The following is an 18,067-nucleotide window of genomic DNA, read 5'->3' on the forward strand; positions in this document are numbered from 1 at the left end:
GGGAAGACCCGGGCCCGGGGGGCCGCGCGGCGATCGAAACAAGGCCGGTTCACGCTCACCCGGCAGGCCCAAGGCCCCGCTTTCCTCACCCGTTCGGCCCTACCGCCCCCGACGATCACGCTCCGTCGCGCGCGCGGGAGCGGGTGGCCGAGGGGCGACCGTACGAGGGCCCGGGGAGGGCCGGAACCGCACCCTGGACGGGGGCGGGGGCGTGCGTTAGCTTCCGGCGCCATGAGACTTCCGGTGATGGGCATGTGCGTGGCGCTGCTGTGCGCGGTGGTGCCGGTGGGATCCGCCTCGGCGGCGACCCCGCCCCCGACCCCGATCCCGACGGGGAGTGCGTCCGACGCGGCCTCCGACGCGCTCGCGTCCCGCGGGGCCGGCTGGGCGGTGAAGGCCACCGGGAAGGACTCCCGCTTCCGGGGGTTGGCCGCGGTCGACCGTACGACGGCCTGGGTCGCCGGCTCCAAGGGAACGGTGCTGCGCACCACCGACGGGGGCCGCTCCTGGCGGGACGTCTCACCGCCCGGGGCCGTGGCCGAGGCGCTGGAACTGCGCGACATCGAGGCCTTCGACGCCCGGCGGGCGGTCGCCCTGTCCATCGGCGAGGGCGAGGCCTCCCGGATCCTGCGCACCGAGGACGGCGGGGCCACCTGGACCGAGACCTTCCGCAACCCCGACCCGCGGGCCTTCTACGACTGCCTGACCTTCTTCGACTCCCGGCACGGGCTGGCGATGAGCGACCCGGTCGACGGTCGCTTCCGGATCCTGGCGACGGACGACGGCGGGCGCGCCTGGCGGGTGTTGCCGGACGCGGGCATGCCGCAGGCCCTGCCCGGGGAGGCCGGTTTCGCGGCGAGCGGCCAGTGCCTGGTCACCGCCGGCCCGCGCGACGTCCGGCTCGCCACCGGCGGCGGACCGGTCGCCCGCGTCCTGCACTCGTCCGATCGCGGCCTGACCTGGAAGGCGGCCGACTCCACCCTCCCCGCCGGGGACCCGGCGCGCGGCGTGTTCGCGCTGGCCTTCCGCGACCGTACGACGGGTCTGGCGGTCGGCGGGGACTACCGCACCGGCGAGGCCTCGCCGCGCGCCGCCGCCCGCTCCCTCGACGGGGGCCGGAGTTGGGGCCCGGCGACGACGCCGCCGCCCGCGTACCGGTCGGGCGTCGCCTGGTACCCGTACGGGCGCTCGACGGCCCTGGCGGTCGGCCCGACCGGCACCGACGTGACCACCGACGCCGGTCGCACCTGGCGGGCGCTGGACGGCGGTTCCTTCGACACCGTCGACTGCGCGGACGACGGGGCCTGTTGGGCGGCGGGGGAGAAGGGCCGGGTGGCCCGGCTGGAACGACGCTGATCAGGCCGGCGGCAAGCTCCCCGGCGCGCTCGCCGCATCCGGCGCGGCGTCGGGCTCGGGCTCCGCACCGCCCGCCCGCCCGCTCCCGGGCGTGAGGAACAGGTCCATGCCCGGGTAGCGGCCGGCGGTGAACCCGGCGGCGCGGTAGACGGGTTCGCCGTCGGCGCTCGCGTGCAGCTGCACGTGCCCGACGCCGATCCCCTCCAGCCAGGCCACGAGCCCGTCGACGATCCGGCGCCCGTGGCCCCGGCCGCGGGCCGCCTCGTCGGTGACGATGGCGTCGAGGTATCCCCGACGGCCGTCGGGGCGCGAGGGGTTCGGCAGGTGGTACGTCACCCAGGCCATGCCGGTGGCGAGCAGCGGTTCCCCGGGGGCGCCGCCGACGACCAGGCAGCGCACGTCGGCGCGGCCGGTCAGGCGCTCGCGGAACCAGCCGTCGGCGACGACCCGCCAGGGGGCGTCGGCCGGGCCGGGATCGGTGCCGAGCGAGGCGAGCGCCACGGCACGCAGGCGGATCAGTTCGGGTATGTCGGCGGGGTCGGCGGTACGGGGTCGCACGATCGGTTCTCCTGGAGGGGCTGCGGCCGTGGCCGTACGGTCAGGCAGGCGGGTTCTCGCGGACCGGGGCCAGGTCCGCCGAGGTCTTCGTGGCGATGAACTCGGTGATCCGGTAGGCGCAGACGCCCGCGACCGCGAAGGGGTCCCCGGCCGCGATCCGCTCGATCTCCGCCCGCGAAGGACCGGCGGCCACGATCACGCCGCCCTCGCGCGGCACCTTGCGGCCCGAGGCGAGGAAGACGCCGCTCGCGTAGTACCCGTCCAGCCACGCGAGGTGCGCGTCCATGTGTTCCTCGACGGCCTCGATCGGTGCGGTGTAGGTGAGTTCCATGATGAACATGATCGTCAGGCTACTCTCGCTTCCCATGACGAGTGCGAAGCCCCCGGCGGACGAGACCGAGGCCCGGGCGATACAGGACCGACTGCGCGAGAGCCTGGTGCTCGACGAGCCGGGCCCCCCGCCGGGGCGGGGGCTCGTCGCGGGGGTGGACGTGGCCTACGACGACGACCGCGACCTCGTGGCCGCCGCCGTCGTGGTCCTGGACGCCGCCACGCTGGAGGTCGTCGCCGAGTCGACGGCCGTAGGCCCCGTCAGCTTCCCTTACGTTCCGGGCCTGTTGGCCTTCCGCGAGCTGCCCACCCTGCTCGACGCGCTCGACGCCCTGGCCGTCACCCCCGACCTCGTCGTCTGCGACGGCTACGGCCTCGCCCACCCGCGCCGCTTCGGGCTCGCCTGCCACCTCGGGGTGGTCACCGGCCTGCCGAGCATGGGTGTCGCGAAGAACCCCTTCACCTTCACCTACGAGGAACCCGCCGGCGCCCGCGGCGCCGCCGCGCCGCTCCTGGCGCCCGACGGCGCCGAGGTCGGACGGGCCCTGCGCACGCGGCGCGGCGTCAAGCCGGTCTACGTCTCCGTCGGGCACCGCGTCTCGCTGGACAACGCCTGCGCCCACGCCCTCGCGCTCAGCCCGCGCTTCCGGCTCCCAGAGACCACGCGGCACGCCGACTCGCTGTGCCGGCGCGCCCTGCGCGAGGCCTCCTGACCCCGGGCGGCCCGAGCCGCGCGCTCCCGGGCCGCCCCGCGGCGGGTCAGCGCTCGTCGGCCACCCGGAAGCGGATGCCCGCCTTCTGGAGCCGGTCCAGCAGGGCGTCGCCCATCGCCACGGCGGTCGTCAGCTGCCCGGCGCGCTCCGGCAGGGCGTCGTGGGCCAGGCACAGCGCGGACTCGGCCAGCATCTTCGCGGTCTCCCCGTAGCCCGGGTCCCCGCCCGAGACCTCGGTGAACACGCGGCGGCCCCCGCCCTCGCCGACGAAGCGGACCGTGAACCAGCTGCGCGCGCGGCGCTCCGCGTCCGGGCCCCGGCCGGACTCCCAACGGCCCATCAGCCACCGCCGGGCCGGCGGGACCTGGGCGAGCGCCGCCACCGCGCCCACCGCGGCGCTCCCGCCCACGGCGACCGGGAGGTGCCGCACCGAGGCGTAGTGCCGGTAGCGGAAGTCGGGCCCGTAGCGCTCCAGCGCCGCCGCCGACCGGGTCACGACCCGGGGGTCCAGCGAGGGCAGCGGCAGCGCCCAGGTGCCGGTCTCCCGGCTGAACCGCGGGGCGCCCACGGGTCCCCGTACGCGACGTCCGAGCAGCCGGGGCTCGTGCAGCCGGCGGGCCCGCGCGGCCGACAGGGTCTGCGGGCCCCGGCCCATCGCGGTGAGGGCGGAGGCCAGGGTGCCGCCGGAGGCCAGCGCGGAGGAGCGCATGAACCCGTCCACGCGCAGCGGCACTCCGGCGGGCAGCCGGTTGACCGTGAAGTACGCCCCGAGGTCGGCCGGGATCGAGTCGAAGCCGCAGGCGTGCACGAGTCGGGCCCCCGTCTCGCGGGCGCGCGCGTCGTGCGCGACGTACGTCCGGTCGACGAACTCCGGCTCGCCGGTGAGGTCCACGTAGTCGGTGCCCGCCTCGGCGCAGGCGGCCACGATCTCCTCCCCGTACCAGACGTACGGGCCGACCGTGGTGGCCAGCACCCTGGTCGAGGCGGCGAGTTCGCGCATCTCCCGGGCGTCGCCGGCGTCGGCGCGCAGCAGCGGCAGCCCGGCGCAGGCCGGGTTCAGGCCCGCGAGTCGCTCGCGCAGTGCTTCGAGGCGGGCGAGGTCGCGCCCGGCCAGTGCCCACCGGCAGCCGGCCGGCGCGTGTGCGGCGAGGTACTCGGCGGTGAGGGCGCCGACGAATCCGGTGGCGCCGAAGAGTACGACGTCGTGGGCCCGTTCGGGACCGTGGTCGCGGACGTGCTCGTTCATGGACCGCTCCTCCCAGCTGGTGTCGGGGCCTGACGTTAGCGTGGGACCCGACGGTCTGTGCGATCAGGTGTGACCTGCGGTAAGTGGGAGGCGTCGGTGAAGGCTGCGGTGCGCAAGTGGGAGACGGTGCGCGAGTTCGCCCTGGGGCTGCCGGAGGCGGTCGAGGAGTTCCCCTGGGGTCCCGAGGACTGCGTGGTGAAGGTGAACAAGAAGATCTTCGTCTTCCTGGGGAACACGGACGGACCCCGGCCGCCGGGCCTGTCGGTCAAGCTCAAGGACGAGGCGCTGCACGGGCACGCCATGACCGCCCCCGGCGCCGAGCCCACCGGCTACGGGCTGGGCCGGGCGGGGTGGGTGTCGGTGCCGCTGGGGGAGAAGGGGGCGCCGCCGGCGGAGGTGCTGTGCGAGTGGGTGGAGGAGAGCTACCGGACCGTGGCGCTCAAGAGGCACCTGAAGGTCCTCGACGCCCGCCCCGCATCCGAGGCGTAGCGGGCGCGGTCCGGCCAAAGAGCCGCGGTTCCGCTCTTGTGCCGATCGGAACACGTTCCTAGCATCCCTGGTGTTACATCAGTTGTGTCACACACTCGCACCAGGGCGCTGGGGGCTCGATGGCAGTGACAGGGAACGGACGGCCCGCGGGCCGCGGTCCGCTCGCGGGAGTGCGCGTCGTCGAGCTGGCGGGCATCGGGCCCGGCCCGTTCGCCGCGATGCTCCTCGCCGACCTCGGCGCGGACGTCGTGCGCGTCGACCGTCCCGGCCCCGGCGGCCTCGCGATCGACCCGGCCTACGACGTCACCAACCGCCACAAGCGCTCGGTGCTCGTCGACCTCAAGTCCCCCGAGGGCCCCGGCCTGGTCCTCGACCTCGTCGAGCGGGCCGACGTGCTGATCGAGGGGTTCCGTCCCGGTGTCGCCGAGCGGCTCGGGGTCGGTCCCGCCGCCTGCCACGCCCGCAATCCGCGCCTGGTCTACGGCCGGATGACCGGCTGGGGCCAGGAGGGCCCGCTCGCGCGGACCGCCGGGCACGACATCGCGTACATCGCCGTCACCGGCGCGCTGGGCATGATCGGCGACGCCGACGGGCCGCCGGCCGTCCCGGCCAACCTGGTCGGGGACTACGCGGGCGGCTCCCTCTACCTCGTCATCGGCGTCCTCGCCGCGCTGCGGCACGCCCACACCCCCGACGGGACGGGCCAGGTCGTGGACGCCGCGATCGTCGACGGCACCGCCCACCTCACCGCCATGATCCACGGCATGGTCGCGGCCGGCGGCTGGCAGGACCGGCGCGGCGCCAACCTCCTCGACGGCGGCTGCCCCTTCTACGGCACCTACGAGACCTCCGACGGCGGGTACATGGCCGTCGGCGCGCTGGAGCAACAGTTCTACGACACCTTCGTGCGGCTCCTCGGCATCGAGGCAGAGGCCCCCGCCCGCAAGGACCTGGCCCGCTGGGGCGAACTGCGCGCCACCGTCGCCGAGCGCTTTCGCACCCGCACGCGCGACGAGTGGACGGCCGTCTTCGAGGGCAGCGACGCCTGCGTGGCCCCCGTGCTGTCCCTGGGCGAGGCCCCGCACCACCCCCACCTCGCGGCCCGCGCCACCTTCACCGACTTCGGCGGCATCACCCAACCCGCCCCGGCGCCCCGCTTCTCCGCCACCCCCACGGCCGTCACCGGCGGCCCGGCCCGCCCGGGGGCCGACACCGCATCCGTGGCCCGCGACTGGGACGTACCGGGCCTGACCACCGGGAAGGGCGCCTGATGGAACTGTCCATGCTGCTCGACTACGCGGGCGACCCGCGCAAGGCCGCGGACGAGGCCGCCGCGCTGGAGGCGGCCGGTCTCGACGCCGTCTGGGTCGCCGAGGCCTGGGGCTTCGACTCCCCGACGATCATGGGCTACCTGGCCGCCCGCACCGAGCGGATGAAGATCGGCTCGGCCATCCTCAACGTCTACTCCCGCACCCCCGCCCTCATCGCCCAGACCGCCGCCGGCCTCGACGCGATCTCCGGCGGCCGGGCCGTGCTCGGGCTCGGGGCCTCCGGCCCGCAGGTCGTCGAGGGCTGGCACGGGAAGCCGTACGACAGGCCGCTGGGCCGCACCCGCGAGACCGTCGAGCTCTGCCGGCGGATCTGGCGCCGCGAGACCGTCGAGCACCACGGCATCACCGACATGCCGCTGCCCGCGGAGAAGGGCGGCCGGCACGGCAGGCCGCTGAAGATCCTCACCCGCCCCGTCCGCGACCGGATCCCCATCCACATCGCCTCCCTCGGCCCCGCCAACGTGGCGCTGACCGCCGAGATCGCCGACGGCTGGCTGCCCACCCTCTTCCTGCCCGAGAAGGCGTCCGCCGTATGGGGCGACGCCCTCGCCGCGGGCACCGCGAAGCGGGACCCCGCGCTGGGGCCCCTGGACACCGTCGCGGGCGGCCTGCTCGCCATCGGCGAGGACGCGGCCGCCGCGCGCGACCTCGCGCGCCCGCAGATCGCCCTGTACGTCGGCGGCATGGGCGCGCCCGGCAAGAACTTCTACAACGACCTCGCCGTCGCCTACGGCTACGGGGAGGCGGCCCGCACGATCCAGGAGCTCTACCTCTCCGGCCGCAAGCGCGACGCGGCGGCGGCCGTCCCGGACGAGTTCTGCGAGCTGATGACCCTGTGCGGGCCCGAGGGGTACGTGCGCGAGCGCGTCGAGGCCTTCCGGGAGGCCGGCGTCACCATGCTCAACGTGACGCCCGTCGGCCCCGAGCCGGCCCGGCTGATCGAAACCGTCAAGAGCTGGCTGTAGGACACGGGGGAGACGCACGATGCAGCGCAGGATCTACGACGCCGACCACGAGGCGTTCCGCGAGACCGTCCGCACCTTCCTGAACAAGGAGGTGCTGCCGCACTACGAGCAGTGGGAGAAGGACGGCGTCGTCAGCCGTGACGCCTGGCTCGCCGCCGGCCGTCAGGGGCTGCTCGGCCTGGCCGTACCGGAGGAGTACGGCGGCGGGGGCGACCCCGACTTCCGCTACGCCGCCGTCCTGGCCGAGGAGTTCACCCGTGCGGGCGCCCCGGGCCTGGCCATCGGCCTGCACAACGACATCATCGGCCCGTACCTGACCTCGCTGTCCACCGAGGAGCAGAAGCGCCGTTGGCTGCCCGGGTTCTGCTCCGGCGAGACGATCACCGCCATCGCGATGACCGAACCCGGCGCCGGCTCCGACCTCCAGGGCATCCGCACCACCGCCGAGGACCGCGGGGACCACTGGCTGCTCAACGGCTCCAAGACCTTCATCTCCAACGGAGTCCTCGCCGACCTGGTGATCGTCGTCGCCCGGACCACCCCCGAGGGCGGCGCCCACGGCCTGTCCCTGCTCGTCGTCGAGCGCGGCGCCGAGGGCTTCGAACGGGGCCGCAACCTCGACAAGATCGGCCAGAAGGCCCAGGACACCGCCGAACTGTTCTTCAACGACGTGCGCGTCCCCAAGGAGAACCTCCTCGGCGAGCTCAACGGCGCGTTCGTGCACCTCATGACCAACCTCGCGCAGGAACGCATGGGCATCGCGATGGCCGCCATCGCCGCCGCCGAACACCTGCTGGAGATCACCACCACCTACGTGAGGGAACGCGAGGCCTTCGGCCGGCCGCTCTCCAGGCTCCAGCACGTCCGCTTCGAGATCGCCGAGATGGCGACCGAGTGCGCGGTCACCCGCACCTTCCTGGACCGCTGCATCACCGACCACTCCAACGGCGAACTCGACCACGTCCACGCCTCGATGGCCAAGTGGTGGGCCACCGAACTACAGAAGCGCGTCGCCGACCGCTGCCTGCAACTGCACGGCGGGTACGGGTACATGAGCGAATACCGGGTCGCCCGGGCCTTCGTCGACGGCCGGATCCAGACCATCTACGGCGGCACGACCGAGATCATGAAGGAGATCATCGGCCGCTCCCTCCTGGGCTGAACCGCCGCACCCCCTTCCCCCGCCTCCCACTCGGAAACCCTGCGAAAGGCTTGACCAGTGAGCACCGAAGCTTACGTATACGACGCGATCCGCACCCCGCGCGGCCGCGGCAAGGCCAACGGCGCCCTGCACGGCACCAAGCCGATCGACCTGGTCGTCGGCCTCATCCACGCCCTGCGCGAGCGCAACCCCGGACTGGACCCGGGCACCATCGACGACATCGTGCTCGGCGTCGTCGGCCCGGTCGGCGACCAGGGCTCCGACATCGCCCGGATCGCGGCCATCGCCGCCGGCCTCCCCGACACCGTCGCCGGCGTCCAGGAGAACCGCTTCTGTGCCTCCGGCCTGGAGGCCGTCAACATGGCCGCCGCCAAGGTCCGCTCCGGCTGGGAGGACCTCGTCCTCGCGGGCGGCGTCGAATCCATGTCCCGCGTCCCGATGGCCTCCGACGGCGGGGCCTGGTTCGCCGACCCCATGACCAACTGGGACACCGGCTTCGTACCGCAGGGCATCGGCGCCGACCTCATCGCCACCATCGAGGGCTTCTCCCGCCGCGACGTGGACGAGTACGCCGCCCTCTCCCAGGAGCGCGCGGCCAACGCCATCAAGGAGGGCCGCTTCGCGAAGTCCGTGGTCCCGGTCACCGACCGCAACGGCCTGGTCGTCCTGGACCACGAGGAGTTCGTCCGCCCGGGCACCACGGCCGACTCCCTGGCCCGGCTCAAGCCCTCCTTCGCCGACATCGGCGAGCTCGGCGGCTTCGACGCCGTCGCCCTCCAGAAGTACCACTGGATCGAGCGGATCGACCACGTCCACCACGCCGGCAACTCCTCCGGCATCGTCGACGGCGCCTCCCTCGTCGCCATCGGCACCCGCGAGGCGGGGGAGCGAGGCGGTCTGCGCCCCCGCGCCCGGATCGTCTCCGCCGCCGTCTCCGGCTCCGAGCCCACCATCATGCTCACCGGCCCCGCCCCGGCCACCCGCAAGGCCCTCGCCAAGGCCGGCCTGACCATCGACGACATCGACCTGATCGAGATGAACGAGGCCTTCGCCGGCGTCGTCCTGCGCTTCGTCAAGGACATGGGCATCACCCTCGACAAGGTCAACGTCAACGGCGGCGCCATCGCGCTCGGCCACCCCCTCGGCGCCACCGGCGCGATGCTGCTGGGCACCGTCGTCGACGAACTGGAGCGCCAGGACAAGCGCTACGGGCTCGTCACCCTGTGCGTCGGCGGCGGCATGGGCGTCGCGACCATCGTCGAACGCGTCTGAACCGTCCTGCATCCCCTCCCCGGACCTTCCGAAACGAAAGCAGTGACCATGAGCGAGTCCACCACGATCCGCTGGGAACAGGACGAGACCGGCGTCGTCACCCTGATCCTCGACGACCCGAACCAGTCCGCCAACACGATGAACCAGGCCTTCAAGGACTCCATCGCGGCCATCGCCGACCGCGCCGAGGCCGAGAAGGACTCGATCCGCGGCATCATCTACACCTCCGCCAAGAAGACCTTCTTCGCGGGCGGCGACCTCAAGGACATGATCGGGCTGCGCCCCGAGCACGCCCGGATCGCCTTCGACACCGGTACCGAGATCAAGCGCTCCCTGCGCCGCATCGAGACCCTCGGCATGCCGGTCGTGGCCGCCATCAACGGAGCGGCCCTCGGCGGCGGTTACGAGATCGCCCTCGCCTCCCACCACCGCGTCGCCCTCGACGCCCCCGGCTCGCGGATCGGCCTGCCCGAGGTCACCCTCGGCCTGCTCCCGGCCGGCGGCGGCGTCACCCGCACCGTACGCCTCATGGGCATCGCCGACGCGCTGCTCAAGGTCCTGCTCCAGGGCAACCGGTACGACCCGAAGCGGGCCCTGGACAACGGCCTCGTCCACGAACTGGCCGCCACGCCCGAGGAGATGCTCGCCAAGGCGCACGCCTTCATCGACGCGAACCCGCAGTCGCAGCAGCCCTGGGACGTCCCCGGCTACCGGATCCCCGGCGGCACCCCGTCCCATCCGCGCTTCGCCGCCAACCTGCCGGCCTTCCCCGCGAACCTGAAGAAGCAGCTGAACGGGGCCCCGTACCCCGCGCCGCGCAACATCCTGGCCTGCGCCGTCGAGGGTTCCCAGGTGGACTTCGAGACCGCGCTGACCATCGAGGCCCGGTACTTCACCGAGCTGGTCACCGGCCAGACCGCCAAGAACATGATCCAGGCGTTCTTCTTCGACCTCCAGGCCGTCAACGCCGGCCGCAGCCGCCCGCGGGGCGTCGAGCCCCGCCCGGTCCGCAAGGTCGCCGTCCTGGGCGCCGGGATGATGGGCGCCGGCATCGCCTACTCCTGTGCCCGCGCGGGCATCGAGGTGGTGCTCAAGGACGTCACCCCGGAAGCCGCCGCGAAGGGCAAGGCGTACTCGGAGAAGCTCCTCGACAAGGCCCTCTCCCGGGGCCGTACGACGGAGGCGAAGCGCGCCGAACTGCTGGCCCGGATCACCCCGACCGCCGAGGCCGCCGACCTGGCCGGCTGCGACGCCGTCATCGAGGCCGTCTTCGAGGACACCGCCCTCAAGCACAAGGTCTTCCAGGAGATCCAGGACGTCGTCGCCCCCGACGCGCTGCTGTGCTCCAACACCTCGACGCTGCCCATCACGGGCCTGGCCGAAGGGGTCTCGCGCCCCGCCGACTTCATCGGCCTGCACTTCTTCTCGCCGGTCGACAAGATGCCGCTGGTGGAGATCATCAAGGGCGGTGCCACCGGCGACGAGGCCATCGCCCGCGCCTTCGACCTGGTCCGGCAGATCAACAAGACCCCGATCGTGGTCAACGACTCGCGCGGCTTCTTCACCTCGCGCGTCATCGGCCAGTTCATCAACGAGGGCGTGGCCATGGTCGGCGAGGGCGTCGAACCCGCCTCGATCGAGCAGGCCGCCGCACAGGCCGGCTACCCGGCCAAGGTGCTCTCCCTGATGGACGAGCTCACCCTGACCCTGCCCCGCAAGATCCGCGACGAGACCCGCAAGGCCTTCGAGGCCGAGGGGCGTGCCTGGAGCGAGCACCCCGCCGACACGGTCATCGACCGCATGGTCGACGAGTTCGGCCGACCCGGCCGCAGCGGTGGCGGCGGCTTCTACGACTACGACGAGGCGGGCAAGCGCGTCGGCCTGTGGCCGGGCCTGCGCGAGCACTTCGCGAAGCCGGCCGGACAGGACCCCGCCGGGGCCGTGCCCTTCGAGGACATGAAGGAGCGGATGCTCTTCTCCGAGGCCCTGGACAGCGTCCGCTGTCTCGACGAGGGCGTGCTCACCTCCGTCGCCGACGCCAACATCGGCTCCATCATGGGCATCGGCTTCCCCGCCTGGACCGGCGGTGTGCTCCAGTACATCAACGGCTACGAGGGCGGCCCCGCCGGCTTCGTGGCCCGGGCGAACGAGCTGGCCGCCCGCTACGGCGAGCGCTTCACCCCGCCGGCCTCCCTGGTCGCGAAGGCCGAGCGCGGCGAGACGTACGCCGACTGAGCCCGGCCCCGCCGGACCCGGGTCCGGGGCCGGCGCGGCCCCGGCCGTGCGGTCCGTCGTGCGGTCCGTCCCTCACGGGGCGGGCCGTACGGCGCGGAGACGTCACGCCCCGGAGACGTCACGGCGCGCGGCGGGGTCCGGCCCCGAGCGGTCACCGCCCTGTGCGGTCACCGCCCTCGGGCTCCGGTTCCGCGACGAACGCCGCCCGCAACTCCTCCTTCAGCGACCGCTGGAACGCCGTCACCAGGGCCTGCACCACCATCGGCTGCATGTGCGCCGACAGCGCCTTCATCGACTCCACGCGCTCCGGATCGTCCTCGCCCTCGGTGAACGGACTCCACACCTCGTCGCGGAACAGGGCCGTCAGCTGGTGGGCCGCCGTCCGGGCGTGCTCCAGCAGCACCTCGCGGGCCGCGAGGATCGTCTCGTGCGCGATCGGCACGTCCAGCAGCGCGACGCCGAGCCGCAGCAGACCCACGTCCACCCGGAAACCGTCCCCCGAGGCCGCCAGCACGTTCATCGCCGCCAGCCTGCGCAGGTCACCGTCCGCGAGGCTCCGTCCGGCCCGGCGCTCCAGCTCCGCCCGCGAGAACTCCCGCGCCCCCTCGGGCGCCCAAGTGGTCACCAGTGCCCGGTGGATCGCCAGGTCGTGCGCGCTCAGGTCGTCGGGCAGCGCGTCCAGGTACCGCTGGATCGCCGACAGGGTCATGCCCTGGTGCTGCAACTCCTCGATCAGCGCGAGGCGCGACAGGTGCTCCGGACCGTAGTGCCCCACACGACGGGCTCCGATCACGGGAGGGGGCAAAAGCCCGCGCGTGCTGTAGAACCGTACGGTGCGGACGGTGACACCGGCCTTCGACGCCAGCTCGTCGACGGTGAGCATCGGCTCGGTCGCCCGGTCGGTCATCGTCCGCTCCTCGCTCTCTGCTCCACAGCTTGGGTTCAACAGTATTGCTGTCGCACCAACGATGTGAAACGGCCAGGAGCTGCCCATGACCACGAACCTGCGACTCCCCGGACGACCCGAGGAACTCACCCTCCCGACCCTGCTCGCCCGCAACGCGGAGGAACACGCGGAGCTACCCGCGCTCTCCTGGCGCGAGGGCACCGCCTGGACCACCCTCACCTGGGGCGAGGTCCGCCGCGAGGTCGCCGACCTCGCCGCCGGCTACAGCGCCCTCGGCGTCGGGCGCGGCGATCACGTGCTGATCATGATGGGCAACCGCCCCGAGCACTGGCTGAGCGACCTCGCCCTCGTCCACCTCGGCGCCGTCCCCGTCACCGTCTACGGAACCTCCGCGCCCGACCAGGTCGCCCACATCGCCCGCCACAGCCGGGCCCGGCTGGCCGTCGTCGAGGGCGCCCGCGAACTCGCCCGCTGGGAACCCCTGCTGGCCGACACCGCGACCCCGCTGGAGCGGCTCGTCGTCGCCGAGCCCGCCGACGTCGGACCCCACCGCGCCTACGCCTCCGTCCGGGCCGCCGGCGCCCGCGCGCACCGCGCCGACGCCTTCGAGAAGGCCTGGCGCGAGAGTCGCCCCGAGGACCCCCTCACCGTCGTCTACACCTCGGGCACCACCGGCGACCCCAAGGGGGTCCGCCTCACCCACCGCAACATCCTGCTCCAGACCGTCCGCCTCGACCGCAACGTCGACCTCCCCGAGCACGCCGAGCACATCTGCTACCTGCCCTTCGCCCACATCGCCGAACGCATCCTCGGCATCTACCTCCCCCTGCTGCGCGCCGCCCACGTCCGCCTCGTCGCCGACCCGACCACCGTGGCCGTCGCCGTGCGCGAGCTGCGACCCGTGCAGTTCTTCGGGGTGCCCCGGGTCTGGGAGAAGCTGGCCGCGGGCGTACGGGCGGTCCTGGCGCGGCTCCCCGAGGAGCAGCAGAGGGCCATCGCCGAGGCGGGGGACGTGGCGCGCTCCGTCGCCGGGCACCGCGAACGCGGGGAGGAGGTGCCGGCCGCGCTGGAGGCCTCGTACGCCCGGGTCAAGGAGGCGGTGCTCGATCCGCTGTTGGGACTGGCCGGGCTGGACCGGCTGGTGTGGACGGCCAGCGCCACCGCGCCGATGCCGATCGACGTGGTCCGCTTCTGGGCGGGCTGGGGGATCACGATCATGGACGCCTGGGGGCTGACCGAGACCGCCGGGGTGTGCACGGTCAACAGCCCGGACGGGTTCCGGCTTGGCTCGGTGGGCCGCCCCATCGAGGGTCTGGAGCTGAAGGTCGCCGAGGACGGGGAGGTCCTCACGCGCGGCGCGACGGTCTTCGACGGCTACCTGCGTCCCGACGGCACGGTGGAGGCCGCGACCGACGCCGAGGGCTGGTTCCCCACCGGGGACGTGGGCCGGATCGACGAGGACGGCTTCCTGTGGATCACCGACCGCAAGAAGGAACTCATCATCACCTCCAACGGCAAGAACGTCTCGCCGGCGCTGGTGGAGAACACCGTCAAGGAACACCCGCTGATCGGCCAGGCCCTGGTGCACGGCGACGGCCGCTCCTACCTGGTCGCCCTGCTGGTCCTGGACCGCGAACTGGCCCCCGTCTGGGCCGCCGCCCGGGGGATCGAGGTCCAGGGCCCCGACGGGTTGGCGACGCACCCCGAAGTGCTCGCCGAGATCGCGCGCGCGGTGGAGGCCGCCAACGCCCGCCTCAACCGCACCGAGCAGATCAAGCGCTACCGGGTCCTGGAGGGCGAATGGGGCCCGGAGTCGGGTGAACTGACCCCCTCGCTGAAACTGCGCCGCCGGGTGGTCCGGGAGAAGTACGGCCCGCTGATCGAGGCGCTGTACGAGGACCCGTACCCGGCGGGCTGACCCGGACGGCCGAGCCCCCGAAGGGGCACGCGGGTGACGCCCCGCGTGACCCGGACGGCCGAGCCCGGCGGGCGGGTGACCGCCCGCCGGGCCAACGTGGTCGCATGTGCGTACCTTCGTCCCGACCCTCCGGCCACGGTGCGGGGCGGGGTGAGCGCTCGTGGGCGTACTGAGCGACCATCCCGAACTCGCGCTCTTCCTCTGCCTCGCCGTCGGCTACCTCGTCGGCAAGCTCCGCGTCGGCCCCATCACCCTGGGAGGCATCTGCGGGACGCTGATCGTCTCCCTCCTGCTGGGGGCCTGGGCGAAGATCCAGATCGACGCGGACGTCAAGACGATCTTCTTCGCCCTGTTCATCTTCGCCCTGGGCTACCTGGCGGGACCGCAGTTCTTCGCCAACCTCAACCGCAAGAGCCTGCGCTTCTTCACGCTCTGCCTGATCGAGCTGGTCTCCGTCCTGGCCCTGGCCTACTTCCTGGCCAAGGCCTTCGACCTCGACGTCGGCACCGCCTCCGGCATCCTGGCCGGCGCGGCCACCGAATCCGCGGTCGTCGGCACGGCGAGCGAGGCCATCGGCAAACTGCCGGGCCTGAGCGCGGACCAGATCGAGACCTACCAGGGCCACGTGGCGACCGCCTACACCGTCTGCTACCTCTTCGGCCTGGTCACCATCGTGATCTACACGAGCCAGATCATGCCGATGCTGCTGCGGATCAACCTCAGGGACGCCTCGCGCGACCTGTGGGAGCGGATGCGCGGCAGCGGCGGTGGTCTGGAGGGCGACGAACGCGAGGCCCTCCCCGGTCTCGTCGGTCGGACCTACCTCGTCACCCTGGCCGACGGACGCACGGTCGGGAACCTGGAATCCGACTTCGGCGGTCGCGTCACGGTGGAGGCCGTCAAACGCGGCTCCAAGACCCTCGAACCGTACCCGGACCTCGAACTCACCCTTTCCGACCTGGTCCTCCTCGTCGGCAGGCGGGCGAACACCATCGAGGCGGGCCGCGCGATCGGCCCGGAGACCCCCGGCATCCCCGGCGTGGACACCCCGCTGGCCACCAGCCAGATCGCGGTCACCAAGGCCACCGTGTCGGGGCAGACGATCGACCGCATCGTCCGCGAGCACCCCGAGTTCTCCCGCTCCGGGGTGTACGTCACCGAGGTGCTCCGTGGCGACCAGACCCTGCCCGCCACCCCGGACACGGTCATCCAGCGCGGCGACGTCGTCACCCTCGTCGGCGCCCGCAGCGGGTTGTCCAGGATCGTCGCGAAGATCGGCACCGTCGCCAAGAACGACGCCACCGACTTCATCTACCTCGGCTTCGGCATCGCCGCCGGCTCCCTCCTCGGCCAGATCGTGGTCCGCTTCGGCGGGGTCCCGCTCTCCCTCGGGACCGGCGGCGGCTGCCTGATCTCCGGGCTCCTCTTCGGCTGGTTCCGCTCCCGCAGGCAGACCTTCGGAGCCTTCCCGCCCCAGGCCGCGACCACCATCAAGGACATGGGCCTCGCCGTGTTCATCGCCTGCACGGGGCTCACCTCCGGCCCGCAGGCCTGGCCCCTGCTCAAGGAGTACGGGGCCCTGCTGCCCTTCGCGGGCATCGCCATGGTCCTCGTACCGGCCACGCTCTCCCTCTTCGTCGGCCGCAAGCTGTTGGGGATCGAGCCCCCGCTGTTGATCGGCGCCATCGCGGGGCAGCAGTGCTCGACCCCGGCCATCACCTCGGTCACCCAGGTCGCCCAGAGCTCGGTGCCCATGCTCGGCTACACGATCACCTACGCGCTCTCCAACTTCCTGTTGCCGCTGACCGGTCCGATCCTCGTCGGCATCCTCGGAGCCTGAACGCCGGAGGGCAATCCATGATCGACTTTCTCGACCGGAACGTCTTCGCGCCCCATCCGGAACTGCTCGTGTTCCTCACGGTCGCCCTGGGCTTCCTCGCCGGCAAGCTGCGGTGGCGGGCCATCGGGCTGGGCGCCGTCACCGGCTGCCTGGTCGTGGGCCTGCTCCTCGGGGCACAGTTCAAGATCACCATCGACGGGACCGTGAAGAACCTCTTCTTCACCATGTTCCTCTTCGCGCTCGGCTACAAGGTGGGCCCGCAGTTCTTCCGGGGCCTGAAGAAGGACGGGCTGCCCCAGGTCGTCAACGCCGTCGTCGTCTGCGTCACCGGCCTGTTGGTCTCCTGGGGCTTCGCCGTCCTCCTCGGCTACGGGCCCGGGCTCAGCGCGGGGCTGCTCGGCGGCGCGCTCACCCAGTCGGCCGTGATCGGCGTCGCCCAGGACGCGATCGGCAACCTCCCCGGCCTCACCCCCGACCAGATGAAGGAGCAGGAGAACCTCGTCGCCGTCGGGTACGCCGTCACCTATCCCCTCGGCACCATCCTGTGCGCCATGCTGCTCGCCAACGTGCTGCCCCGGCTCTACCGCCGCGACCTCGCCGCCGAGAGCGCGCTGCTGGCCAAGGAGCTCGACACCCCCGAGGACGACCCGGACCTGCGCGAGGGCTACTACGAGGTCGTCCTGAGGGCCTACACCCTCCAGCGACCCGACCTCGTCGGCCGCACCATCGAGGACTTCGAACAGCAGCAGAAGGCCCTCGACCGGCGGATCTACCTCACCCGGGTGCGGCGTGAGGGACAGATCCTCGACCACACCCAGCAGACCGTGCTGCGCGAGGGCGACGTGGTCGCCGTCAGTGCCCTGCGCGGCTCGCTCGTGGAGTTCGACGCCCGCACCCACATCGGCGCGGAGACCGACGACGTCGAACTCCTCGGCTACCGCACCGAAAGCCTGCACGTCGTCGCCTCCGAGAAGGCCTGCCTCGGCAAGACGATCGCGGAGCTGCGCCAGGAGCCCTTCATGGTCGGCGTGTTCATCGACCGGGTGTACCGCTCGGGCGCCGAGTTCCCCTACCGCCTCTCCACGCAGGTGGAACGGGGGGACACGCTGGTGCTCTCCGGGCCCGCCCGGCTCGTGGACCCCGCCGGACGGGCGATCGGCAAGCCCGTGCCGACCAGCTTCGCCACCGACATGATCTGGGTCGGGGCCGGCATCTTCCTCGGCGGCTGCATCGGCATCCCCGCGCTGACGGCCGGTGGGGTCCCCATCTCCCTGTCCACCTCGGGCGGCGCGCTGATCATGGGCCTGGTCTTCGGCTGGATCCGGGGCAAGTACCCCACGTTCGGCAACGTCCCGCCCGGAGCCCAGTGGTTCATGGACACCTTCGGGCTGTGCCTGTTCGTGGCGGTCGTCGGTCTCAACGCCGGCCCCGGATTCACCAGCGGCCTGGCGACGGCCGGCTGGGGACTGCTCGTTTTCGGCGCGATCGCCACCGTGATCCCGCTGATCGTGGGCTTCCTCGTCGGGCACCACATCCAGAGGATCCGCTTCCCGATCCTCATGGGCGTCCTCGCCGGCGGACAGACCACGACGGCGGCCATCGGCGCCGTCAACGAACAGTCCAGGTCACAGGTGCCGGTGCTCGGGTACACCATCCCGTACGCGATCGGGAACGTGCTGCTGACCATCTGGGGCGCGGTCATCGTGCTCCTCACCCACTGACCACCCACCACAGCGTCCCCTTCC

The 18,067-nt window shown here is 72.8% G+C and carries 15 protein-coding genes; 11 read left to right on the forward strand and 4 right to left on the reverse strand.

All coding sequences use genetic code 11. The features are described from left to right. Positions 1-231 precede the first annotated feature (231 nt). A complete protein-coding gene (locus AB0D01_RS11125) occupies positions 232-1,356 on the forward strand; it encodes an oxidoreductase (protein ID WP_363054830.1) in 1,125 nt (374 codons plus the stop codon). Here the strand turns inward: AB0D01_RS11125 and AB0D01_RS11130 are convergent, their stop codons facing one another. Together AB0D01_RS11130 and AB0D01_RS11135 are read right to left on the reverse strand one after the other, a co-directional pair. After that, on the reverse strand, positions 1,357-1,914 hold the full coding sequence (locus tag AB0D01_RS11130; protein WP_363054831.1) for a GNAT family N-acetyltransferase: 558 nt from the start codon (positions 1,912-1,914) through the stop codon (positions 1,357-1,359). A 40-nt stretch (positions 1,915-1,954) separates the two neighbouring features. Next, positions 1,955-2,254, reverse strand: a complete 300-nt coding sequence (locus AB0D01_RS11135; RefSeq protein ID WP_363054832.1) for a YciI family protein — start codon at positions 2,252-2,254, stop codon at positions 1,955-1,957. 25 nt (positions 2,255-2,279) lie between these two features. Here AB0D01_RS11135 and AB0D01_RS11140 point away from each other — a divergent pair, with 25 nt between their 5' ends. Further along, positions 2,280-2,957: an endonuclease V gene (locus tag AB0D01_RS11140; protein ID WP_363054833.1), complete on the forward strand. Its 678-nt coding sequence runs from the start codon at positions 2,280-2,282 to the stop codon at positions 2,955-2,957. A 46-nt stretch (positions 2,958-3,003) separates the two neighbouring features. Here the strand turns inward: AB0D01_RS11140 and AB0D01_RS11145 are convergent, their stop codons facing one another. Then, the gene (locus tag AB0D01_RS11145; protein WP_363054834.1) at positions 3,004-4,203 is read right to left on the reverse strand and encodes a saccharopine dehydrogenase NADP-binding domain-containing protein; all 1,200 of its coding nucleotides are present in this window, start codon (positions 4,201-4,203) and stop codon (positions 3,004-3,006) included. A gap of 96 nt (positions 4,204-4,299) precedes the next feature. Here AB0D01_RS11145 and AB0D01_RS11150 point away from each other — a divergent pair, with 96 nt between their 5' ends. From AB0D01_RS11150 to AB0D01_RS11175, 6 genes are all read left to right on the forward strand, one after another. Continuing rightward, positions 4,300-4,692 (forward strand): MmcQ/YjbR family DNA-binding protein, encoded by a 393-nt coding sequence (locus AB0D01_RS11150; RefSeq protein ID WP_363054835.1) that lies wholly within the window; start codon positions 4,300-4,302, stop codon positions 4,690-4,692. A 119-nt stretch (positions 4,693-4,811) separates the two neighbouring features. After that, a complete protein-coding gene (locus tag AB0D01_RS11155) occupies positions 4,812-5,963 on the forward strand; it encodes a CaiB/BaiF CoA-transferase family protein (RefSeq protein ID WP_363054836.1) in 1,152 nt (383 codons plus the stop codon). Further along, complete coding sequence (locus tag AB0D01_RS11160; protein WP_363054837.1) at positions 5,963-6,988, forward strand: LLM class F420-dependent oxidoreductase; 1,026 nt, start codon at positions 5,963-5,965, stop codon at positions 6,986-6,988. The genes AB0D01_RS11155 and AB0D01_RS11160 overlap by 1 nt, the downstream gene beginning before the upstream one ends. A gap of 19 nt (positions 6,989-7,007) precedes the next feature. Continuing rightward, complete coding sequence (locus tag AB0D01_RS11165; protein ID WP_363054838.1) at positions 7,008-8,150, forward strand: acyl-CoA dehydrogenase family protein; 1,143 nt, start codon at positions 7,008-7,010, stop codon at positions 8,148-8,150. 57 nt (positions 8,151-8,207) lie between these two features. Next, a complete protein-coding gene (locus AB0D01_RS11170; RefSeq protein ID WP_363054839.1) occupies positions 8,208-9,422 on the forward strand; it encodes an acetyl-CoA C-acetyltransferase in 1,215 nt (404 codons plus the stop codon). A 48-nt stretch (positions 9,423-9,470) separates the two neighbouring features. Next, positions 9,471-11,657 (forward strand): 3-hydroxyacyl-CoA dehydrogenase NAD-binding domain-containing protein, encoded by a 2,187-nt coding sequence (locus AB0D01_RS11175; protein ID WP_363054840.1) that lies wholly within the window; start codon positions 9,471-9,473, stop codon positions 11,655-11,657. Positions 11,658-11,808: 151 nt separating this feature from the next. On the opposite strand, the gene AB0D01_RS11180 is transcribed toward AB0D01_RS11175, so the two are convergent. Beyond that, complete coding sequence (locus tag AB0D01_RS11180) at positions 11,809-12,564, reverse strand: MerR family transcriptional regulator (protein WP_363054841.1); 756 nt, start codon at positions 12,562-12,564, stop codon at positions 11,809-11,811. 85 nt (positions 12,565-12,649) lie between these two features. Here AB0D01_RS11180 and AB0D01_RS11185 point away from each other — a divergent pair, with 85 nt between their 5' ends. From AB0D01_RS11185 to aspT (AB0D01_RS11195), 3 genes are all read left to right on the forward strand, one after another. Continuing rightward, positions 12,650-14,482 carry an AMP-dependent synthetase/ligase gene (locus AB0D01_RS11185; protein ID WP_363054842.1) on the forward strand — a complete coding sequence of 611 codons (1,833 nt, stop codon included), beginning with the start codon at positions 12,650-12,652 and terminating at the stop codon, positions 14,480-14,482. A 160-nt stretch (positions 14,483-14,642) separates the two neighbouring features. After that, the gene (gene aspT / locus AB0D01_RS11190) at positions 14,643-16,322 is read left to right on the forward strand and encodes an aspartate-alanine antiporter (protein WP_363054843.1); all 1,680 of its coding nucleotides are present in this window, start codon (positions 14,643-14,645) and stop codon (positions 16,320-16,322) included. Between the two features lie 17 nt (positions 16,323-16,339). After that, positions 16,340-18,043 carry an aspartate-alanine antiporter gene (gene aspT / locus AB0D01_RS11195; protein ID WP_363054844.1) on the forward strand — a complete coding sequence of 568 codons (1,704 nt, stop codon included), beginning with the start codon at positions 16,340-16,342 and terminating at the stop codon, positions 18,041-18,043. Positions 18,044-18,067: the final 24 nt, after the last annotated feature.

Source organism: Streptomyces sp. NPDC048606 (assembly GCF_040650855.1).
In the GTDB taxonomy this organism is placed as follows: Bacteria; Actinomycetota; Actinomycetes; order Streptomycetales; family Streptomycetaceae; genus Streptomyces.